Annotated in this window: 21 protein-coding genes and 1 riboswitch; of the genes, 10 read left to right on the top strand and 11 right to left on the bottom strand. The window is 46.5% G+C overall.

Annotated features, from left to right (window positions below; translation table 11 throughout):
* A complete protein-coding gene (locus KIT90_RS22475; RefSeq protein WP_009707396.1) occupies positions 1 to 237 on the bottom strand; it encodes a sulfurtransferase TusA family protein in 237 nt (78 codons plus the stop codon).
* Between the two features lie 269 nt (positions 238 to 506).
* Here KIT90_RS22475 and KIT90_RS22470 point away from each other — a divergent pair, with 269 nt between their 5' ends.
* From KIT90_RS22470 to KIT90_RS22455, 4 genes are read left to right on the top strand one after another with little or no spacing between them, the layout of a single operon-like run.
* Complete coding sequence (locus tag KIT90_RS22470; protein WP_033005399.1) at positions 507 to 1,961, top strand: M48 family metallopeptidase; 1,455 nt, start codon at positions 507 to 509, stop codon at positions 1,959 to 1,961.
* Between the two features lie 16 nt (positions 1,962 to 1,977).
* Positions 1,978 to 2,328: an arsenate reductase (glutaredoxin) gene (gene arsC / locus KIT90_RS22465; protein WP_180824740.1), complete on the top strand. Its 351-nt coding sequence runs from the start codon at positions 1,978 to 1,980 to the stop codon at positions 2,326 to 2,328.
* Complete coding sequence (wrbA, locus tag KIT90_RS22460) at positions 2,329 to 2,901, top strand: NAD(P)H:quinone oxidoreductase (RefSeq protein ID WP_285378793.1); 573 nt, start codon at positions 2,329 to 2,331, stop codon at positions 2,899 to 2,901. It begins immediately after the preceding gene.
* Between the two features lie 19 nt (positions 2,902 to 2,920).
* A complete protein-coding gene (locus KIT90_RS22455; protein WP_005436847.1) occupies positions 2,921 to 3,361 on the top strand; it encodes a DUF2069 domain-containing protein in 441 nt (146 codons plus the stop codon).
* Between the two features lie 159 nt (positions 3,362 to 3,520).
* On the opposite strand, the gene KIT90_RS22450 is transcribed toward KIT90_RS22455, so the two are convergent.
* Complete coding sequence (locus KIT90_RS22450; protein WP_285378791.1) at positions 3,521 to 4,789, bottom strand: DUF2066 domain-containing protein; 1,269 nt, start codon at positions 4,787 to 4,789, stop codon at positions 3,521 to 3,523.
* Positions 4,790 to 5,024: 235 nt separating this feature from the next.
* Between KIT90_RS22450 and KIT90_RS22445 the strand changes: the two genes are divergently transcribed.
* The gene (locus KIT90_RS22445; RefSeq protein ID WP_009707401.1) at positions 5,025 to 6,278 is read left to right on the top strand and encodes a uracil-xanthine permease family protein; all 1,254 of its coding nucleotides are present in this window, start codon (positions 5,025 to 5,027) and stop codon (positions 6,276 to 6,278) included.
* 145 nt (positions 6,279 to 6,423) lie between these two features.
* Here the strand turns inward: KIT90_RS22445 and upp are convergent, their stop codons facing one another.
* On the bottom strand, positions 6,424 to 7,050 hold the full coding sequence (gene upp, locus KIT90_RS22440) for a uracil phosphoribosyltransferase (RefSeq protein ID WP_005445324.1): 627 nt from the start codon (positions 7,048 to 7,050) through the stop codon (positions 6,424 to 6,426).
* 179 nt (positions 7,051 to 7,229) lie between these two features.
* Here upp and purM point away from each other — a divergent pair, with 179 nt between their 5' ends.
* Both purM and purN read left to right on the top strand, forming a co-directional pair.
* On the top strand, positions 7,230 to 8,270 hold the full coding sequence (gene purM / locus KIT90_RS22435; RefSeq protein ID WP_005436839.1) for a phosphoribosylformylglycinamidine cyclo-ligase: 1,041 nt from the start codon (positions 7,230 to 7,232) through the stop codon (positions 8,268 to 8,270).
* A gap of 143 nt (positions 8,271 to 8,413) precedes the next feature.
* Entirely contained in the window at positions 8,414 to 9,052 is a 639-nt protein-coding gene (gene purN / locus KIT90_RS22430) for a phosphoribosylglycinamide formyltransferase (protein ID WP_285378788.1), read from the top strand.
* Between the two features lie 84 nt (positions 9,053 to 9,136).
* Here purN and KIT90_RS22425 read toward each other — a convergent pair whose 3' ends face one another.
* Both KIT90_RS22425 and lpcA read right to left on the bottom strand, forming a co-directional pair.
* Complete coding sequence (locus KIT90_RS22425; RefSeq protein ID WP_285378786.1) at positions 9,137 to 9,982, bottom strand: class II glutamine amidotransferase; 846 nt, start codon at positions 9,980 to 9,982, stop codon at positions 9,137 to 9,139.
* A gap of 61 nt (positions 9,983 to 10,043) precedes the next feature.
* A complete protein-coding gene (gene lpcA / locus KIT90_RS22420; RefSeq protein ID WP_005436835.1) occupies positions 10,044 to 10,619 on the bottom strand; it encodes a D-sedoheptulose 7-phosphate isomerase in 576 nt (191 codons plus the stop codon).
* 359 nt (positions 10,620 to 10,978) lie between these two features.
* Between lpcA and fadE the strand changes: the two genes are divergently transcribed.
* On the top strand, positions 10,979 to 13,423 hold the full coding sequence (gene fadE, locus KIT90_RS22415; RefSeq protein ID WP_285378784.1) for an acyl-CoA dehydrogenase FadE: 2,445 nt from the start codon (positions 10,979 to 10,981) through the stop codon (positions 13,421 to 13,423).
* 105 nt (positions 13,424 to 13,528) lie between these two features.
* Here the strand turns inward: fadE and KIT90_RS22410 are convergent, their stop codons facing one another.
* The 5 genes from KIT90_RS22410 to dnaQ all read right to left on the bottom strand — a co-directional run bounded on the left by KIT90_RS22410 (position 13,529) and on the right by dnaQ (position 18,007).
* Complete coding sequence (locus KIT90_RS22410; protein WP_039840164.1) at positions 13,529 to 13,792, bottom strand: hypothetical protein; 264 nt, start codon at positions 13,790 to 13,792, stop codon at positions 13,529 to 13,531.
* Positions 13,793 to 14,135: 343 nt separating this feature from the next.
* Positions 14,136 to 14,528 carry a DUF1353 domain-containing protein gene (locus KIT90_RS22405; protein ID WP_285378782.1) on the bottom strand — a complete coding sequence of 131 codons (393 nt, stop codon included), beginning with the start codon at positions 14,526 to 14,528 and terminating at the stop codon, positions 14,136 to 14,138.
* A gap of 177 nt (positions 14,529 to 14,705) precedes the next feature.
* A complete protein-coding gene (locus KIT90_RS22400) occupies positions 14,706 to 15,686 on the bottom strand; it encodes a hypothetical protein (protein ID WP_285378780.1) in 981 nt (326 codons plus the stop codon).
* 38 nt (positions 15,687 to 15,724) lie between these two features.
* A riboswitch (cyclic di-GMP riboswitch) is annotated at positions 15,725 to 15,801 on the bottom strand.
* A gap of 223 nt (positions 15,802 to 16,024) precedes the next feature.
* The gene (locus tag KIT90_RS22395; protein WP_285378778.1) at positions 16,025 to 17,275 is read right to left on the bottom strand and encodes a TIGR03503 family protein; all 1,251 of its coding nucleotides are present in this window, start codon (positions 17,273 to 17,275) and stop codon (positions 16,025 to 16,027) included.
* 15 nt (positions 17,276 to 17,290) lie between these two features.
* Positions 17,291 to 18,007: a DNA polymerase III subunit epsilon gene (gene dnaQ / locus KIT90_RS22390; protein ID WP_005436825.1), complete on the bottom strand. Its 717-nt coding sequence runs from the start codon at positions 18,005 to 18,007 to the stop codon at positions 17,291 to 17,293.
* A gap of 58 nt (positions 18,008 to 18,065) precedes the next feature.
* Between dnaQ and rnhA the strand changes: the two genes are divergently transcribed.
* Complete coding sequence (rnhA, locus tag KIT90_RS22385) at positions 18,066 to 18,530, top strand: ribonuclease HI (RefSeq protein WP_005446139.1); 465 nt, start codon at positions 18,066 to 18,068, stop codon at positions 18,528 to 18,530.
* Here rnhA and KIT90_RS22380 read toward each other — a convergent pair.
* Positions 18,527 to 19,282 (bottom strand): class I SAM-dependent methyltransferase, encoded by a 756-nt coding sequence (locus KIT90_RS22380; protein WP_005436820.1) that lies wholly within the window; start codon positions 19,280 to 19,282, stop codon positions 18,527 to 18,529. The genes rnhA and KIT90_RS22380 overlap by 4 nt on opposite strands.
* Before the next feature lie 39 nt (positions 19,283 to 19,321).
* Between KIT90_RS22380 and gloB the strand changes: the two genes are divergently transcribed.
* Positions 19,322 to 20,080, top strand: a complete 759-nt coding sequence (gloB, locus tag KIT90_RS22375; RefSeq protein ID WP_020195503.1) for a hydroxyacylglutathione hydrolase — start codon at positions 19,322 to 19,324, stop codon at positions 20,078 to 20,080.
* Positions 20,081 to 20,285: the final 205 nt, after the last annotated feature.

Here is a 20,285-nt window from a genome sequence, read left to right as displayed (position 1 = left end):
TTATGAAGATTCCTTATTGAATACTGTCAACGTGAAGTGTTCCGGTGAAGTTTGGCAATCCACCGCATACCCTTGGTTAAGTAAATACTTCACGATATCGTGTTTAGAGCTTTTATCCACCACTTGAATGACAAGCTGATGATATTGCTGTGTTTCTCCCTGAAACACATCTGCAGCGTGACGCTTAGCAAGTAACAGTGCCATAGGGCAGCGTTGCTCGCGCAAATCGAGTAACATGGATTCCATTGTATTGCTCTGCACTTGTGATAGGGTTGTATTGTAACGGCTTTTTGAGCTGGTGCTAGTGATTTAAGCGTAGACGACAAAGACTTTATAATTCAAAATTTTAACATCTTGTAAGAAGTATCTACGAAACCAATCCGTTTATTTTCGGTCTTATAGCTAGCATATTCATCCCATAAGGATGACCATAATGCATGGTGGTCATGCTGAGAGGAACTCGGCACCAACCCATGTTTCGGTATTTTGGAGAATCTTTAAACCGTATGTTAAAACGCACTCGCTCGCTAGTTTGTTTATGCCTTGCTGCTGCATTGAGTACACCAACACCTATTTACGCCAATAGCCTTGATCTCCCTGATATTGGTACGGCAGCTGGAGGCACTCTGACGATAGATCAGGAGTTGATTTATGGCGACGCTTACATGCGTATGCTCAGAGCCAGCAGCCCTATTGTTAGCGATCCCGTCATCAATGAATATATTGACACACTTGGACACCGTTTGGTTGCCAATGCGAATGACGTAAAAACTCCGTTCCACTTCTTTATGATCCGTGACCGCAACATTAACGCATTCGCCTTCTTTGGCGGTTACGTTGCCCTGCACTCGGGTCTATTTTTGCATGCTCGTACTGAAAGTGAGCTTGCCTCTGTTGTTGCGCACGAAATTGCCCACGTAACACAGCGTCACCTTGCACGAAGCATGGAAGAACAAGCTCGTCGCTCGCCAGCGACTATGGCAGCGCTCGCTGGTGCATTGCTACTCGCCATTGCTTCTCCAGAAGCCGGGATGGCAGCCGTGACGGCAGCAACAGCCGGTAACATGCAGAGCCAAATCAACTACACCCGTTCAAACGAAAAAGAAGCCGACCGCTTTGGTATTGCAACCTTGGCGAAAGCAGGCTTTGACGTACAAGCAATGCCGCGCTTCTTTGGCCGCCTAGCGGATGAATACCGTTACGCGAGTAAGCCGCCACCAATGCTGCTGACTCACCCATTGCCTGAAGACCGTATTACCGATAGCCGAGCGCGTGCGCGAGCTTACCCGCCAATGCGTATCATGCCTTCGATTGATTACCATTTGACGCGTGCTCGAATCGTTGCACGTTATGCAGGTATCGATGGACAGGCGGCAATGAGTTGGTTTAATCGAACTCAAAAGAAAGCGTCTCCAGAAATCATCCCGTCTTTTGATTACGGTCGAGCGCTCGTTCACCTAGACAACAAACGTTTGAGTGAAGCGGAGCCACTTCTGAAAAAGCTGCTGCAGCAAGACCCTGGCAACCCATTCTATTTGGATGCCATGACCGACTTGTACATCGCACAGAAGAAGCCACAAAAAGCGGTGGATATGTTAAGCAGTGCGCTGAAACGCAACCCGCAAAATAAAGTGCTGACCATCAACTACGCTAATGCTTTGCTGGAAGCGAATAAGAATGAAGAAGCCGTGCGCATTCTTCAACGCTACACGCACGATAACCCAGAAGATACCAACGGCTGGCACCTTCTATCAAAAGGTAACCACGCACTGGGTCGCAATGACGAAGAACTCGCCGCTCGCGCAGAAATTTTAGCGCTGCGTGCAGGATGGAATAAAGCCATTCAATATTATTCTGAAGCAAGTAAAATTGCTGAACTGGGCAGCTTAAAGCAAGCACGATACGACGCTCGTATCGACCAGTTAATGATCCAAAGAGATCGATTCATGGCATTACAATAACGAAATGGAGAAAACCATGTCAGTCGTGATTTATCACAACCCTCGTTGCTCAAAGAGCCGTCAAACTCTAGAACTTCTAGAGCAAAACGGTGTTACACCGGAAGTTGTTAAGTACCTTGATACACCGCTTAATGTGGAACAACTCAAAGCACTTTTCGCTCAACTTGGTTTCTCTTCTGTACGTGAAATGATGCGTACAAAAGAAGACATCTACAAAGAGCTTGCACTGGGTGAAGCGTCAGTGACAGACGAGCAGCTGTTCGAAGCAATGGCACAAAACCCTAAACTGTTCGAGCGCCCTGTTGTGGTTGCCAACGGCAAAGCGAAAATTGGTCGTCCGCCAGAGCAAGTACTGGAAATTCTATAAATGGATTGCCAGATCCTCATTTTGTATTTCAGCCGTCATGGCTCGACAAAACAGCTGGCAAGACAAATAGCAAGAGGGGTCGAATCGACTCCTCATTGCGAAGCGATTTTGCGTACAGTTGAAGAATTGTCACCTCACTCACATACCCCTTCCGATCCAATTGTTACTCTAGATGAGTTGAAGCAGTGTGATGGCCTCGCGTTTGGCAGCCCAGTATGGTTTGGCAACATGGCAGCACCGCTTAAGCACTTTTGGGATCAATCCACACCTTTGTGGGTGAACGGCGATCTTATCGATAAGCCAGCTTGTGTGTTTACCTCATCATCCTCAATGCACGGCGGTCAAGAAACCACGCTACAGAGCATGATGACCCCACTTCTGCATCACGGCATGATGGTATTAGGAATCCCTTACTCAGAGCCAGAACTGCATACCACTCAATCAGGTGGGACCCCGTACGGGGCAAGCAGTGTAGGACAAGAACCAAGTCTTACGGCAGAAGAGATTCGTCTCGCACAACAATTAGGAAAACGACTGGCGACCGCAGCGAAAAAGCTCAAAGGAAGTCAGTAAGCTCAAGGATAAGAAATCGATGTCTGACATTATTGACCAACCACCTCTAAGCACCCGAACCCAAACCTATCGCTACATGGCGCTGTTCGGTAATTTGGCATTGTTAGCTTGGGTCGCGATTTGGCAATTAGCGCTTTCCCCTCACCCGCATCTAAGCAGTACCACGCTGGCGATAGCGTGGTGTATCCCGCTACTTTTACCATTGCCGGGAATTCTTGCAGGTAAACCATACACGCACGCATGGGCAAACTTTGTCTTGATGCTGTACTTCTTACACGCACTGACAATTTTGTATATCGATGGTGGTGAGCGTTGGTTAGCAGCTGTGGAACTACTCCTTACTTCACTCGGTTTTGCAGGTAACATCTTGTTTGCACGAGCGCGTGGTAAAGAGTTGGGGTTGAAGCTAAAACGTCTATCTCAAGTAGAGAAAGAAGAGAAAGCTAAATTCAATAAATAGCAGTTTCAATAAATAGCAATTTCAATAAGTAGCTAGCCCAATACGTATCTGGATGATGAAGCCTCCAGTTTTCTCACTCCCAGCAAGAAATACCAAACAATAAAAAAGAGTCGCACTTGGCGACTCTTTTTTTGTTCAGCTTGTTGTTCAGCCTAATGCTTAGTTTAGGTCTTCAACCACATCCGTTTCTAGCACTGGCGCAATCTCTGAGTTTTCTTCAGGCTCGACTGGCGTGCGAACTGGCGCATTCCACTTGTAGATCAAGTCGTACTGTTCTGGTGCAGGCTTCACCACGACAGGCTGTTCTGGTTGCGCAGTATCTGTATTTAGGTCGACCACTGCCGCTGTTTGAGCGTCTTCTGTCGTTGCTGGCAATTGCGTTGGCTGTGCAGGCTCTTCAGGTAACTGGGCCGGCACAACTTCTTCCATACCAGCCATTGGGTCTTCCGTTACTTCCAAAGAACGAATAGAAGAGACTTCTTGCTCAAACGCTTGTTGAGAAGCCAATAGATGGATAGTTAAGGTGACTTGATTGCCTTGAATACGCTTAATTTCAGCACCAGCAACCGAACTCAACTTTGTTAGTGAGTTTTCTAGCTCGAAGAAATCCATAGCAGAGGAAACGCTAAGTACTTTCACATCAATCGCTTCTGATGATTTGCTGGAAACGACGACAGCGCTCTTCTTCGCATAGTAATCGGCAATGCCACCAACCATTGCTGGAATCGCATTTGCGCCAGATGCTGAGCCACTGCGTGGAGATTGTTTAGACTCAGAAAGCTGAGCTGGCGATTGGTCGTACAGTGTCCAACGAATCTTATCGCCTTGAACACGAACAATCAGTACCGCATCCACAGGGTAGCGTTGGCTCGCTTGGCTGATTGGGTCAACAAAGTCACCCCATAGATCTGAAACGTTCACGCCTGTTACATCATCGAAATCACCCACTGGCATCGTGATTGGAAGACCACGTGCTTGTGCAGCATCACGAAGGGTCGCTGCACTCGTTGAGTCTGAATGCTCCCATGTAATCGTACGATCGTAGCCTTGCTCTTCTACCATCCAAACCAGAATGTTCGCACGGTTTGGTGACCAAAGAGGAAGTTGAGCTTGCGTTAGTAGTGAGCGGATCTGACCACTGTTAAACAGCATTTTTAAGCTGCTTTGACCATCCATTTGGCCATAGCCAAGTTGTGAAATATAGCGAGAACTTGAGCCCACTGCTTTCTTAATTACTGGGTTGCTAAGGGAAGATTGGCTGCCTGTCGCACGCACAATCACATCTTGCATACCTTGTTGACGCGCGAGTTCTTCGCCGTCTTTTTGCTCACCGTCGATCGCCACTTCGGCACGATAGATATCTACCTGAGTTAATGCATAAACTGGCAGAGACAACCAACCTATCAATAAGAGAGCTAAATAGCGCATAGTTTTCATAATCCTCTGAACAAGAACACGCATGATAAGCAACTATCAAATCTTGAGCAAGAAGAGTACTGAGTGAATTGTCTGTATTCTGACCAACTTAAAAGGCACGCATGAAACTAAACATTCGCTGACCTTATAAATCCACACAAAAGTTTGATCTAGGCAACATTGCAATCGATTGCCAGATGATAAGATTCGCCGGATTTGTCTGCGTATCTTTGAATAGGGAATTATTATGAAAAATGCGTTACAAGGCGCTCAGATGCTCTTTGTCGCTTTTGGTGCTCTCGTACTTGTGCCACTTCTGACTGGCCTTGACCCAAACGTTGCTTTGTTTGGTGCTGGTGTCGGTACTCTTCTTTTCCAACTGATTACTAAACGTTCTGTTCCAATCTTCCTTGCCTCTTCTTTCGCGTTTATTGCTCCTATCATGTTCGGTATCCAAACTTGGGGTATCGGTGCAACCATGGGTGGCTTGATGGCTGCAGGTTTGGTGTACGTTGGCCTTGGTGCGATGATCAAAGTGCGCGGCGTTGGATTCATCCATAAAATTCTTCCGCCTGTCGTTGTTGGCCCAGTAATCATGGTGATTGGTCTTGGCTTAGCACCAACGGCTGTAAACATGGCGGTAGGTAAATCAGGTGACGGTGCAATTCAATTAGTGAACGGCGACGCAGCGATTATCATCTCCGCAGTGTCATTGCTAACGACAATCGCATTAAGCGTATTCGCAAAAGGCTTCCTAAAACTGGTTCCTATCGTTGGCGGTATCTTGGCAGGCTACACTGTGTCACTGTTCTACGGAGTCGTTGATTTCACTCCGGTTGCTCAAGCGGCTTGGCTAGCAATGCCAAACTTCACCGCGCCAGAGTTCAACATCAATGCTATTTTATTCATGATCCCTGTGGCTATCGCTCCGGCAGTTGAACACGTAGGTGACATGCTAGCGATTTCTAACGTAACGGGTAAAAACTATCTGAAGAAACCAGGTCTTCACCGCACGATTGCAGGTGACGGGGTAGCAACAATTGCTGCTTCTATGGTTGGCGCGCCACCAAACACGACTTACAGTGAAGTTACGGGCGCGGTAATGCTAACGAAAGCATTCAACCCTGTAATCATGACATGGGCCGCTATCACAGCCATCGTACTTGCGCTGGTTGGTAAGTTAGGTGCAACTCTACAAACGATTCCAGTTCCAGTTATGGGCGGCATCATGATTCTACTGTTCGGCTCTATCGCAACAGTTGGCCTGAACACACTGATCAAGAACCACGTTGACCTTCACAAATCACGTAACCTAGTGATCGTAGCAGTAACGCTAGTGTTTGGTATCGGCGGCATGGCTTTCGGTATTGGCGAGTTCAGCCTACAAGGTGTGAGCCTATGTGGTATCGTGGCTATCATTCTTAACCTAGTGCTACCACACGACCTTGGTGAAAACCACGTGGTGGATAACGCACAAATGGAAGAAGAGAACGCGAAGTAATTTGCAGCGCGGCTTAATCGATTTAAGCCGCCCTTACTGCTCTCGTATTTCGTATCTAGCTTCTATATAACAGGTACAAAAAAGGCTTGGTTTTCACCAAGCCTTTGTTTTTTCAATTCAGTAATAATCTAGCATCAAGCTCGAATTATTTAGTACCGAAGATCTTGTCACCTGCGTCACCAAGACCAGGAACGATGTAGCCTTTGTCGTTTAGCTTCTCATCGATTGCTGCTGTGTATAGCTCAACGTCTGGGTGAGCTTTTTCTAGCGCTTCAATACCTTCAGGAGCAGCTACAAGAACAAGTACTTTGATTGCCTGACAACCTTTCTCTTTTAGAAGATCGATTGTTGCGATCATAGAACCGCCCGTTGCAAGCATTGGGTCAACAACTAGAGCAATACGCTCGTCGATGTTAGAAGCAAGCTTGTTGAAGTAAGGTACTGGCTCAAGTGTTTCTTCGTCACGGTAGATACCAACAACACTGATACGTGCACTTGGCATGTGCTCAAGTACGCCGTCCATCATGCCAAGACCAGCACGTAGGATTGGCACTACTGTCACTTTCTTACCTTTGATTTGGTCAACTTCTACAGGACCGTTCCAACCTTCAATGGTTACTTTTTCTGTTTCAAAGTCTGCTGTCGCTTCGTAAGTAAGTAGGCTACCGACTTCTGTCGCTAACTCACGAAAACGCTTCGTGCTGATGTCACCTTCTCGCATTAGACCAATTTTGTGTTTTACTAGAGGGTGTTTAACTTCAACAACTTTCATTTCCATCTCCGGCTTTTTTGGCAATATTTAAACAAACCTTCAGATTATACATGATTTTTGCAGGGATATCAGGATAGATCACTAAAGAAAAAAACCGACGCAAACGTTTGCTATCTGTATTTAACCACTGGTAGAATAGCGCCGTTTTCATATCCAACTTAAAAACCGAGGACTTCCCTGTGAGTGGTAACAACTCTTCTCTTAGCTATAAAGACGCTGGTGTAGATATTGATGCAGGCAACGCGCTTGTAGATCGTATTAAAGGTGCGGTTAAGCGTACTCGTCGCCCTGAAGTGATGGGTGGTATCGGTGGTTTTGGCGCACTGTGTGAATTACCGACTAAATACAAACAACCTGTACTGGTTTCTGGTACTGACGGTGTAGGTACAAAACTTCGTCTAGCACTGGATATGAACAAGCACGACACCATCGGTGTAGACCTAGTAGCGATGTGTGTAAACGACCTAATCGTGCAAGGTGCTGAGCCGCTATTCTTCCTAGATTACTACGCGACTGGCAAGCTAGACGTAGACACAGCAGCAGACGTGGTTTCTGGCATTGCTGATGGCTGTGTTCAAGCAGGCTGTGCACTTATCGGTGGTGAAACTGCTGAAATGCCGGGCATGTACGAAGGCGAAGACTACGACGTTGCAGGTTTCTGTGTTGGCGTAGTAGAAAAAGAAGACGTGATTGACGGCACAAAGGTAGCAGCAGGCGACGCACTAATCGCTGTTGGCTCAAGCGGTCCACACTCAAATGGTTACTCACTTATCCGTAAGATCCTAGAAGTATCTGGCGCAGATAAGAACGAAGAGCTAGCAGGTCGTACTATCGGTGAACACCTACTAGAACCAACTAAGATTTACATCAAATCAGCACTTAAGATGATTGAGAAGCACGACATCCACGCGATCTCTCACATCACTGGTGGTGGTTTCTGGGAAAACATCCCACGCGTACTGCCTGAAGGCACAAAAGCCGTTATCGATGGTAGCAGCTGGGAATGGCCAATCATCTTCAAATGGTTACAAGAGAAAGGCAACGTTGAAACGCACGAAATGTACCGTACGTTCAACTGTGGTGTTGGTCTAGTCGTTGCACTACCAAAAGACCAAGCAGACGCAGCGGTTGCTCTTCTTAAAGAAGAAGGCGAAAACGCATGGGTGATTGGTGAAATCGCTCAAGCAGAAGCAAACGAAGAGCAAGTTGAAATCCAATAACTTGCGAATCAAGCTCAAAAAATAAAAAGAATGAGGACGCCATGTCCTCATTCTGCTATCTGGAACATCGAAAACCATTCTAATAGTAGGTAATTTAGTGATTACGCACGTCAAACCTACAGTATCAAGGCAGTCTCAATATCATGAAAAACATAGTGGTCCTCATTTCGGGTAACGGCAGTAACCTACAAGCAATACTTGAAGCCTGTGAAGCCAACATGCCAAACGCACAAGTGGCAGCGGTTTTTTCTAACAAAGCTGATGCCTACGGTTTGGAGCGTGCAAAACAGTTTGATGTGAATAGTCACTTTGTCGATCCTAAAGCATTTGAGTCTCGTGAAGACTTTGATGCCGAACTGATGAAGCAAATTGATGAATACCAACCAGATGTGATTGTACTCGCGGGTTACATGCGTATTCTCAGCAGCGCGTTTGTTTCCCATTATCTGGGTAAGATGATCAACATCCACCCTTCTCTATTGCCTAAATACCCAGGGTTACACACCCACCAGCGTGCCATTGATGCCGGAGACAAAGAGCACGGCACCAGCGTTCACTTTGTGACAGAAGAGTTAGACGGCGGTCCTGTTGTACTGCAAGCTAAAGTACCGGTATTTGAAGACGATGATGCCGATACACTTGCCGCACGCGTGCAGACTCAAGAGCACAACATCTACCCAATGGTGACGAAGTGGTTAGTCGACGGGCGATTATCGATGACCGAAGGCAAAGCGTATCTCGATGGTTTTGAACTAGGCGCTCACGGCTACGCCGCCGAGTAACTCTTAATTCCAAACACCAAACGTAAAAAGGCAGCCATCAGGCTGCCTTTTGTTTTATTCAAATGTTTTACTGCGAGAAAACCATCACTCCAACGGCTCAGTCGGCGCTTGGTTACCCGGCTTCGGCGCGGCAAACGGTACATCCGTTAGCGCTTCGGCGTTGTTCAATATCAACTCACCAACATGGAACAAGCCATACTCACCCGGCTTCATTCGATGCCAAGTCTCATTGCCCGTTAAAGGCTGAGTCGCAATCACAGAAACCACGTCGTTTGGTGTTGTCTCTTCTTGGAAGTTGATTTCTACATCTTCATCCAACAGAGCCGCCTTGCCAAATGGTGCTCGACGCGTGATCCAGTAAAGATGGTTGGTACAGAAAGTCATCACGAACTCACCGTCGCTGAGCAGCATGTTAAACACGCCCTTTTCTTTCAACTTATCGCAGCACTGGGCAACATAAGCAAAGACCGCTTCCATATCTTGAGGAGGCTCAGGGTATTTGTCTTCCATCTGCTTGAGTAGCCAACAGAAAGCCATCTCACTGTCGGTTTCTCCGACCGGACGGTGACGACCCGTATACAAATCTTGGTAGTCAGTTAGCTGACCATTGTGTGCAAAAGTCCAATAACGTCCCCAAAGCTCACGCGTAAACGGGTGTGTGTTTTCTAGATTCACGCCACCTCGGTTTGCTTGGCGAATATGGCTGACCACCGCACGACTTTTGATCGGGTAGTTTTGCACTAATTCAGCAATTTTCGAGTCACAACTTGGGTTTGGATCTTTGAAAGTACGGAACCCCTTTCCTTCATAGAAAGTAATTCCCCAGCCATCACGGTGCGGGCCAGTGCGACCACCGCGCTGCATCAAGCCTGTAAAACTGAAACAAATATCTGTAGGAACATTTGCGCTCATGCCGAGCAATTCACACATGGTTTAACGAACTCCTTACCTTAAAACACAACTAAGCCAGTATTCGGCTTAGTTGTAAATCTTATTCCATCTCTTTTTCGATCAACTGAATGATGATGTGAATGATCTTAATGTGCACTTCTTGGATACGGTCTGCGTAGCCAAAGTGTGGTACGCGGATCTCGATGTCTGCAAGACCTGCCATTTTACCGCCATCTTTACCCGTTAACGCGATCGTCTTCATACCTTTCGCTTGTGCCGCTTCAATCGCTTTTAGGATGTTGCCTGAGTTGCCAGAAGTCGACAAACCAAACAGAACGTCACCTTTGCGGCCTACTGCTTCTACGTAACGAGAGAATACGAAATCGTAACCAAAGTCGTTACTTACACAAGAAAGGTGGCTTGGATCTGAAATAGCGATACCAGCGTAACCTGGGCGGTTTTCACGGTAACGACCTGTTAGCTCTTCTGCAAAGTGCATAGAGTCACAGTGAGAACCACCGTTACCGCACGACAACACTTTACCATCTTGCTTGAATGAGTCAGCAATCATTTTCGCTGCCGCTTCGATTTGCGCGATGTTGTGGTCATCACTTAAAAACTTATTCAGAACTTCAGCAGCTTCGTTTAATTCACTTCTAATCAGATCTTGGTACATAAGACGTTCTCTTTATTATTTCGGCCACAGCGGAGCGTTTCCGCTTCTCACTTGGCAAATTGTTCTGATGCGAAATTCACACCGGACAGTTCATTACTCTGAGTTTACCCACAAACGAGAATTAGTGTCGATAGCGATCCAACAGATTTGGATTCATCGCGGTAATAAACTTGTTAACTTGCTTACGAAATCATCACCCAACTCCCAACTTTAGAATTTTAACTCTACTTAGATCACTTTTTACTCAATCTTGGGTTTTACATTTTATTAATATTTTGATTACACTTATGAGAACTGGTTAGACCTCTTACCAAAATACAGACGTACAACATAATTAAAGTCTGAAAAGGAAAAAACATATGGACATCTTGCTCTCAATCGTAGCGATGACAGTTGTATTAGGCATTACGCTTTACCACAGAATGTCACTCGTGAAATCCGTCAGTCTGCTAACTGCTGCCATGCTAGCACTGACTATCGCAGGCTCAGTTGGTGTTATTGGCTGGGCACTTTACGTTCTTGCTGTTGCAGTGTTCGCGGTTTCTAGCATTCGCCAATCACTCATTAGCCGCAAAGCACTCGTCATGTTTAAGAAAGTCCTGCCTGCTATGTCTCAAACCGAGAAAGAAGCATTGGACGCAGGTACAGTTTGGTGGGAAGCCGAGCTATTCAAAGGCAAACCTGAATGGCAAAAGCTTCACGCAATCAAAGCGCCTAAGCTAAGCAAAGAAGAGCAAGCTTTCCTAGATGGCCCAGTAAACGAAGTGTGTGCCATGGTGAGTGACTTCCAAGTGACGCACGAGCTGGCGGACCTTCCACCAGAAGTGTGGCAATACCTGAAAGACAACAAATTCTTCGCCATGATCATCAAGAAGAAATACGGTGGCCTAGAATTCTCTGCATACGCGCAATCTTTGGTACTACAAAAACTAACAGGCGTATCTGGCGTGCTGTCTTCTACCGTTGGCGTACCAAACTCGTTAGGCCCTGGTGAACTTCTGCAACACTACGGTACAGAAGAACAAAAAAATCATTACCTACCGCGCCTAGCGGAGGGTAAAGAAATCCCATGTTTCGCACTGACTAGCCCAGAAGCAGGTTCAGATGCGGGCTCTATCCCAGATTACGGTGTGGTATGCAAAGGCGAATGGCAAGGTGAAGAAGTCCTTGGTATGCGTCTAACTTGGAACAAGCGTTACATCACTCTAGCGCCAGTCGCAACGGTACTTGGTCTTGCATTCAAACTGCGTGACCCAGAAGGCCTACTAGGTGACCAAGAAGATCTTGGTATCACTTGTGCTCTAATCCCAACTGACCTTAAAGGCGTTGAGATTGGTAACCGTCACTTCCCGCTTAACGTACCATTCCAAAATGGCCCAACTCGCGGTAAAGACATCTTCGTACCGATGGACTTCATCATCGGTGGCGAAAAAATGGCAGGCCAAGGCTGGCGTATGCTGGTTGAGTGTCTATCGGTTGGTCGTGGTATCACGCTACCTTCTAACTCAACAGGCGGCATCAAAACTGCAGCGATGGCAACGGGCGCTTACTCACGCATTCGTCGTCAGTTCAAACAGCCTATCGGTCACATGGAAGGCGTAGAAGAGCCATTAGCACGCCTAGGTGGTAATGCTTACGTCATGGATGCAGCGAGCAACTTAACCGTGGCGGGTATCGACTTAGGTGAAAAACCTTCGGTTATCTCAGCTATCGTGAAGTACCACTGTACGCATCGTGGTCAACAAAGCATCATCGACGCGATGGACATCGTAGGCGGTAAAGGTATCTGTATGGGTCCTTCTAACTTCCTAGCGCGTGGTTACCAAGGCGCGCCAATCGCGGTAACGGTAGAAGGTGCAAACATCCTAACTCGTTCAATGATCATCTTCGGTCAGGGCGCGATTCGTTGTCACCCTTACGTTCTTGAAGAGATGAACGCAGCATATTCTGACGCTGGCGATGCGGTAGAGAAGTTCGACAAAGCACTAGCTGGTCACGTAAGCTTCACCATGAGTAACCTAGTGCGCAGTATTTGGTTTGGTCTAAGTGACGGTCTAGGTTCTTCATCACCAACCAAAGACGCAACCAAACGTTACTACCAACAATTGAACCGTTACAGCGCAAACCTTGCTCTACTGTCGGATATCTCGATGGCAGTACTAGGCGGTTCATTGAAACGTAAAGAGCGTCTGTCTGCGCGTCTTGGTGACATTCTAAGCCAGCTATACCTGAGCTCTGCAACATTGAAACGCTTTGAGCAAGATGGCCGTCCTGTTGAAGATTTGCCATTAGTACATTGGGGCTTGCAAGACAGCTTGAAGCAAACGGAAGCGGCAGTTGATGAGTTCCTAGCGAACTTCCCGAACAAAGTGATTGGTCGTGCACTACGCGTATTGATCATGCCATTTGGCCGCGTACGTAAGGCACCAAGCGACAAGCTAGACAGTAAAGTCGCTCGTATTCTACAAACGCCAAGTGCAACACGTTCACGTATTGGTCGAGGTCAGTACCTAGAACCAACAGAACACAACGCAGCAGGTAAGATTGAACTGGCACTGTCTGTGATTCTTCAAGCTGAACCTGTGTTTGACAAGATATGCAAAGCGCAAGGTAAACGCCGTCCATTCATGCGTTTGGATATGATTGCTCAAGAAGGCCTAGAGCAAGGCGTGATTACTCAAGAAGAAGCTGATTTGTTGAGAGAAGCTGAACAGCATCGCCTAGACACCATCAACGTAGACGATTTTGAGCCAGAGCTATTGGCCGCAAAGCCGCTGTACCCTCAGATGGAAAACGTCGCTTAAGCGAATGATGGCTTAAACGATAAGTAGGAAAGCAAAACGGGAGCCGAAGCTCCCGTTTTTTATTGAATCTCTGCTTCGCACAACACGGCAATCGCAAAGAAGCGTTTATTGTTCGTTATCTTCTTCAACAATAAACGACTGTTCAATTCTGCGCAGTTCTTCCTGCTCTTTCAGCTTAAGTTCTTCTTGAAGCGTCGCTTTGCGTTCGTTCAATGCTTTCTTCTCTGACTTGGTCAGGAACTTCACCGCTTTTTTGTTCGCCAATGCGTACGCCACGACATCTTCACCTTTTTCACGACGTTCATTCACGCGTTGCGAGAAACGTTCGTTGTCACGTGCTTTACGTTCAGCTGAAGTTAATTTACTCATTTTTATGCCTTTAATAAGAATACAGCAGCCCAATTGCTGCCTTCAGGTAAACAAATGAGAAGTCATTCATGTAGCTGATGGCGTGAGTCTAGCATAGATACGTAAAGGAACAGCGAAGTGATTGTATGTGCGCACTAGAACCTACTGCCGAGTACTCTGTAGAGGGTGAAGAAACAAACGCCCCAGCGCGCTGACAATAGATTCTTAGTCTCGCTGGAGCTCGCTAGAATGACGGTTTACTTTGAGTTGTCAGGTTACTATACGCACATTGTTCCTAGGTTTTCGTCATTCTGAACAGTGAGGAACGAACGTGATTCAGAATCTACTCACCAAGAGAGCTTAACTAAGCAGACAAAAGATCCGGTTTAGAAAAAAATCCGCCAAACACTCTGACTCCGTAATAGATGTACGTAGCTCTAAAATTCGACATGCCATGTTCAAGGCATATTTGACGCAGAAGCCTATCCGCTTGCTCTCGACTGCTTTGCGGCAATACTTCCTCCCTCATGAGCTGATACAACGCATCATGCACCAAAGACGCCTTGAGGATGTTCTTGGTATCAATCGCCGGGCCACTCGCCCCATCCCATGAATAGCCTTGTTTGATCGTTAGCAACCCTTGACCGGATAAACTCAGAAACGGACTATCGAAAGGCTGCGCGAGGGTAATACCGGTTTCAATCTGTTCTTCGGAATGAAGGTTATATTTGTACGTCCGACGTTTTTTATACTTCATAAGAGACCTCCTAGTCACCTCACTTATTTGAGGCACTTAACCTTGTCTGCAAGTTTCTTTAGGTCGTTTTTTGCCAACTCATTGTTGTCATGACTCCGCCATTTTACATTCGCTTTAAAACAAAAAGGGAGCCAAAGCTCCCCAATATTCATAATTAACCCAATTGATACCTTTGGCCTACTCGAAGTTTACCTTCGCCACCATCGCCTTCCCTGAAACAGATTTACCAGACAAAAGGTAAGTATCATCTGCAACTTCAATGACACTGCTGACTTGCGCCATCGTTGCATCCGCATCGTAGATAATTTGGTCAAATGTACCTAGGCCCATGCCACCAGCATTATTGGATGGATTGCGTTTAATCTGTTCCGAAGTGATGACTTTGCCCGACTTCTCTAGAGTTAGAGTACTTGCCGTTTTGTTATTACAAGCACCTTTATTCACATCACAGCTTCTTCTCACTTGCCAAAGAACTGCAAATTTAGTGTCTTTATCTAAAACATCACCATTTTTGAAAGTAATTGGGTTGTTTACAAAAGTTGATGCTGTCAGAAGTCGACCATCTTGACTGACTTCCGCTAATTGATAACGCCAATCACCACCGTCACTGTTCTGACTCATGCTACGGTTACCGACCTTAGCAGGCGGCAGAGACCCATTCCCTTTAGTGATTTCAGTCTTTATCGGACGCCACTTACCGTCATCCAGTTCAAATGCAAATGGTCGAACAAGTTTACTGTCAGGAACTCGCCCATCAGCAATAAACATTGGGATGTCTTGTTCAAAACTGACTTGAGCAGTCACTTCACGACGTTGATCTTGAACCATCTGGAATTGCTTCCACGGCTTACCTTCATCTTGACTCGCCAGAGGTTCGACGCTAGTTGGACTAAAGCCGCAGTTAGTATCGTCAAAAACTAAACTGAACGTTGTTGTTAAGTGTCCTTTTCGCTCAATCGAATCTCCGTATGTAAACTTGTTGTCACTCTCACCTTTCAGTTTAGCGATGGCATGCAGTTCACCATCAATATCAACCAATGCGTTGATGTTGCCTTGGAAGTCGAGTGTACAAGTTTCAACGGACGTGGCAGCTTGTGCCCCTGTAGAAATAGCTAATATGGAAAGAGCCAAAAGGCTTTTAGAAGTAGAGTTTCTCATTATATGCTCTCGTGTAATTATTGATCCATCAAAATACACTCAGCAATGCAGCCCACAGTATCCCTGTGCTGTCACTTTGCGTCCCAACCTCACGATTGGTTTGCCCTTAATGAGTTGGCATAAATTTAGTATATTAGGATTACTATTCAAGCTCTTAATACCAATTTAGTATTAGTTAATTGAGCTTTATTGATAAAACAGTACTTACATCACTTTATGCGCAACGATACACTTATTATTGGTAAGCCATTAATATTCAACTAGGCTTATATTATTGTCATATATTCCAAAAAGAAACGGAGCCAATCGGCTCCGTTCTATAATCTAAATTCTGCGCCCTACTTCTTAGGCACTTCTAATTGCATCTCTGGCATGGCTTGGCGTTTAGCTTTGAGCTTACTCCAGATGATCCAGAATAGAATCACCAGAATCAGTGCGATGACGTTGCCGATGGCAATGATGATCATGCTACGTTTACGTTCGGCTTCGCGCTCGGCGATGATGCGTTTTTCCATTTCGATGCGGCGTTGCTCGGCGATCTCAGCTTCTTTCGCTAAGCGCGCCGCTTCTAGATCCACTTCATCGACGACGCTGAATGACTGCTCTTTAATTGGGAAGACCAATGAGCGCTTGGTTGCTAGGTCTGTGGCAAAGACTTCACCATGCCATGAGTACTTGCCTAACTCTGGATCATTATCCATCTCAAGCGTGGTTTTGGTGCCATCAGCAGACACTTGACCTTGGCTGTAGCTGATAAAGCCATCTGGCGCTTCTTGCTCAACGTTCACGGCAATGGATCCCGGCGTGATCATACCTTGCTCACCACTAACCACCAGCTGGTGTGGTTGGTCTGCATGACGCGCTTGAATAAAGGTGCGTGTGATTGGCGATGGGTAAACCAGTACCACTTGCTCCTGTGCTCGCAAAAATACGCCATTGCCCGATGTAATACGCGCACGGTATTTACCCGGCTCGATATCAATTGGCAGTTGAACGGTAAATACACCATCACCGGCTTTTTCATCTAGCCCACGGCCATCATCAGCAAACTCACCAATAACCATAGGTACGGGACGCGCTTCTTTGATCAGTTCGTCTTCGTTTTCTACAAACTTAGTGAAAGTGACGCGCAGATTTACGCGGTCTAGGAAATCACGCAGTACGAGCGGCTTATCGTCTGAAGTCAAACGTGCGGTGAACTTGAGCGCTTCATTCTGATAAAGGCGATTTGGGAACACATCAGTGCTGAGCTTTAAGTGCGAGATCAGACGAATGTTGTTTTTCGGGGTGACTTTTCCGACAGCCTGCCACGGACCTGGCATGGGTTTATCTACCGAGATGATATCGAGGGAAGATTCTTGATACCAACGAACGTTGTCGTAGGTGCCCCAAGCGTAATACTTTTTACCGTCAGGGCGGACAAGGACGACAGGCTGAGAGCTCTGTTCACGATAAACCAAAAAAGTAATCTGTTCGATGGTGGGATCGACACGAAAGCGGTTATCTAACAAAGACATGGCGGACTCGCTCGCGGCAAACGCGAAACAACTCCAGAACGCTAAAATAGCGACTGACAAAGCCCTCAACATAGTCTCTCCTATTTACTACCAAATACTGTCATTCACCAGTTCGAGTCTTTTCTGGTGTGCTTCTACTTCATCGGCAGTTGCACGCAAAACCTTTAGCGCTTTTCTTCCTTCAACACGACGAATGCCTTCCGCTTCACCGTCTTTTTTATTGGCATTAAATTCTAGGCTTGTTTGTCCACCTGTCATCAATAGGTAAACGTCGGCTAGAATCTCCGCATCGAGCAATGCCCCGTGGAGAGTACGGTGTGAGTTATCAATGCCGTAACGTTCACACAATACGTCGAGGTTGTTTCGCTTGCCCGGGAAGATTTTCTTCGCCATAGCAAGGGTATCGGTCACCTTACAGTAATCATCCGTCTTACCGATGCTTGGATTGAGCATTTCAAACTCGTAATCCATGAAGCCGGTATCGAAGGGCGCGTTGTGGGCAACCAACTCGGCACCTTTAATGAAATCTAGAAACTCTTGGTGTACGGCAGAGTATTCTGGCTTATCGACCAAGAATTCATCCGTTATACCGTGGACTCCAATCGCGTCTGGTTGGATTTCACGGTCAGGCTTTAAGTAAACGTGAAAGTGACGACCAGTCAGCTTACGGTTGATGATCTCCACGGCACCAATTTCGACGATGCGGTGACCCATGTAGTGAGGACCACCTTCTAGGTTCATACCCGTGGTTTCGGTATCGAGAACGACAATACGATTATGTTCAGAATTGCTGCTGGTATTCATAAGGTTATGTGTGTCAGACTATGCTTTATTAAATGTTTCGGCTAATAGTACCAAAAATATGACCAAACACGTTGAGATTTTCACTGATGGATCTTGTTTAGGCAATCCAGGCCCTGGCGGTTACGGCATTGTCTTGCGTTACAAGCAAACAGAAAAGACCCTCGCGAAAGGCTACACTCTGACCACGAATAACCGCATGGAGATGTTGGCCGCCGTGGTGGCACTTCAAACGCTAAAAGAGCCATGCCAAGTGACGTTAACGACGGATAGCCAATACGTGCGCCAAGGCATTACGCAGTGGATTCACAATTGGAAGAAACGTGGCTGGAAAACAGCGGATAAAAAGCCGGTGAAGAATGCCGATTTATGGCAAGCGCTTGATAAAGAAACCGCTCGCCACCAAGTCGATTGGCATTGGGTTAAAGGCCATGCAGGTCATCGTGAAAATGAAATCTGTGATGAGCTAGCGCGCGCAGCCGCGGAAAACCCAACTGAAGAAGATACAGGGTATCAAGCGTCCTAGTTTTTGCTGCTTGAGACCTTTTTCACTGCACTGCCCTCTCTGTTCATCACGCCAAGTGGTGTTAGCTTTCTCTTCAAGCGCCAATGTGGCTTGATAGGTTTGAGAGGGTACGTTCGTTTACGAGCCACGATATAATACAAACTCCCCGCCGGTGATGCCCAATCACCCAAACTGTTCTCTAACCACGTCCACATGGTTTTGTAACGCGTCATTGGAAACAGCGCATAGCGATCGCAGTGAATCACTTGGTAGTTCAACACCCCTAACCAATCTTTAATCCGGTTCACCGTGAACATGCGACCACTCCATGGCAAATTATTTCTTCGCCAAGGTAATAAACTCGCTAACCCAGTGAGACTGATCGGATTGAATCCCGTAATAATGAGATAACCATCATCCATCATGACGCGATCAACTTCGCGCAGCAGTCGATGGGGATCACTTGCATAGTCAAGCTGATGAGCAAGCACCACAACATCAAAGCTTTTTTCTAAAAAGGGTAATTCGTAACCATCTGCAATGACATTATGCAACGGGTTCTGGATATCTACGTTGACTTGGTGTTGAATGTTACAACTACAGCTGGTTAGCTCACAGCTCAAACCACCCAATTTCAACATGTGGTAACCGAACAGTTTCGGACACCACTCATCAAGTCGGGTTTGGATTGACTCAAGTACCCACGGCCCATTGTTCATGTCTGACCAAGTCGACGGGTGCTGTAAAGTTTTGTTGCTGAGTGCTGGTTTCATTAACCACCTGACTATATAAAGGGTGACGGAGAACGAATCGTGTTAGAGATCAAAAGCATACCCGCATTTAACGATAATTACATCTGGCTGATACAAAATAGCGACAAGCGATGTGCCGTGGTCGATCCGGGCGATGCTAAGCCAGTGTTAGAATATTTGCAGGCTAACGAGTTAACTTTAGAAGCGATCTTAATTACGCACCACCACAACGATCACATTGGTGGCGTTCCAGATTTAGTTCATGCTTTTCCTCATGTTTCTGTTGTAGGACCAAAAGCTGAACCTATCCCAACATTAACCAATGCAATGGAAGAAGGCGATAAGCTTGAGCTTTTCGGAGAAATCTTCATGGTGCTGGGTTTGCCGGGGCACACGCTTGGTCACATCGGCTACGCTGGTGACGGTAAGTTGTTCTGTGGCGATGTGCTGTTCTCTGCAGGCTGTGGCCGTATTTTTGAGGGCACACCAGAGCAGATGTTCGAGTCACTAAGCAAAATCATGAAGCTACCAGAAGAGACTGAAGTCTTCTGCGCGCATGAATACACCGCAAGCAACGTAGCCTTTGCCCTAGCGGTTGAGCCAGACAATGAGCACTTACGCCAGTACCGTGATGACGTAAACCGACTACGCGGATTAAACATTCCCACCATTCCTACCACGCTTCGCAAAGAGAAGTTAATTAACCCATTCCTGCGTGCAACAAACGCAGAGGTCATAAAATCTGTAACAAACCGTATCGAAAATAGCGACCCATGCTCGGTTTTTACAGCTTTACGTGAGTGGAAGAACGAATTTTAACCAATTTCTGCTTGTAACTTTGCTCGACGCAAGTATTATCGTGAGCTGATTTTCATAGAAGCGCCTCTGGCGCTTCTATTGCGTTTGGGGCTGATATAAAGCTGTTTGTATTTCACCCAATCGCATAAAAGTAGCGGCTTTCGCGCCCTACCCTTAGTTAGTGTTACAAGATGTCTATTATCTTGCGACTGCCACGCACCTTAGC

Origin of the sequence: Vibrio sp. B172a, assembly GCF_030248355.1 — a bacterium.
GTDB lineage: Bacteria > Pseudomonadota > Gammaproteobacteria > Enterobacterales > Vibrionaceae > Vibrio > Vibrio owensii.
Note: the sequence above shows the minus strand (reverse complement) of the source record. Positions and strands in the feature narration are given on the sequence as shown.

Bases quoted from the DNA above. Each gene is read 5' to 3' on its own strand.
- rnhA (WP_005446139.1), top strand. From the start codon at position 18,066: ATGACCAAACACGTTGAGATTTTCACTGATGGATCTTGTTTAGGCAAT.
- lpcA (WP_005436835.1), bottom strand. From the start codon at position 10,619: ATGTACCAAGATCTGATTAGAAGTGAATTAAACGAAGCTGCTGAAGTT.
- arsC (WP_180824740.1), top strand. From the start codon at position 1,978: ATGTCAGTCGTGATTTATCACAACCCTCGTTGCTCAAAGAGCCGTCAA.
- KIT90_RS22475 (WP_009707396.1), bottom strand. From the start codon at position 237: ATGTTACTCGATTTGCGCGAGCAACGCTGCCCTATGGCACTGTTACTT.
- KIT90_RS22470 (WP_033005399.1), top strand. From the start codon at position 507: ATGTTAAAACGCACTCGCTCGCTAGTTTGTTTATGCCTTGCTGCTGCA.
- KIT90_RS22380 (WP_005436820.1), bottom strand. From the start codon at position 19,282: ATGAAACCAGCACTCAGCAACAAAACTTTACAGCACCCGTCGACTTGG.
- purN (WP_285378788.1), top strand. From the start codon at position 8,414: ATGAAAAACATAGTGGTCCTCATTTCGGGTAACGGCAGTAACCTACAA.
- KIT90_RS22410 (WP_039840164.1), bottom strand. From the start codon at position 13,792: ATGAGTAAATTAACTTCAGCTGAACGTAAAGCACGTGACAACGAACGT.
- wrbA (WP_285378793.1), top strand. From the start codon at position 2,329: ATGGATTGCCAGATCCTCATTTTGTATTTCAGCCGTCATGGCTCGACA.
- KIT90_RS22425 (WP_285378786.1), bottom strand. From the start codon at position 9,982: ATGTGTGAATTGCTCGGCATGAGCGCAAATGTTCCTACAGATATTTGT.
- upp (WP_005445324.1), bottom strand. From the start codon at position 7,050: ATGAAAGTTGTTGAAGTTAAACACCCTCTAGTAAAACACAAAATTGGT.
- KIT90_RS22405 (WP_285378782.1), bottom strand. From the start codon at position 14,528: ATGAAGTATAAAAAACGTCGGACGTACAAATATAACCTTCATTCCGAA.
- KIT90_RS22395 (WP_285378778.1), bottom strand. From the start codon at position 17,275: ATGTTGAGGGCTTTGTCAGTCGCTATTTTAGCGTTCTGGAGTTGTTTC.
- dnaQ (WP_005436825.1), bottom strand. From the start codon at position 18,007: ATGAATACCAGCAGCAATTCTGAACATAATCGTATTGTCGTTCTCGAT.
- fadE (WP_285378784.1), top strand. From the start codon at position 10,979: ATGGACATCTTGCTCTCAATCGTAGCGATGACAGTTGTATTAGGCATT.
- KIT90_RS22450 (WP_285378791.1), bottom strand. From the start codon at position 4,789: ATGCGCTATTTAGCTCTCTTATTGATAGGTTGGTTGTCTCTGCCAGTT.
- KIT90_RS22445 (WP_009707401.1), top strand. From the start codon at position 5,025: ATGAAAAATGCGTTACAAGGCGCTCAGATGCTCTTTGTCGCTTTTGGT.
- KIT90_RS22455 (WP_005436847.1), top strand. From the start codon at position 2,921: ATGTCTGACATTATTGACCAACCACCTCTAAGCACCCGAACCCAAACC.
- KIT90_RS22400 (WP_285378780.1), bottom strand. From the start codon at position 15,686: ATGAGAAACTCTACTTCTAAAAGCCTTTTGGCTCTTTCCATATTAGCT.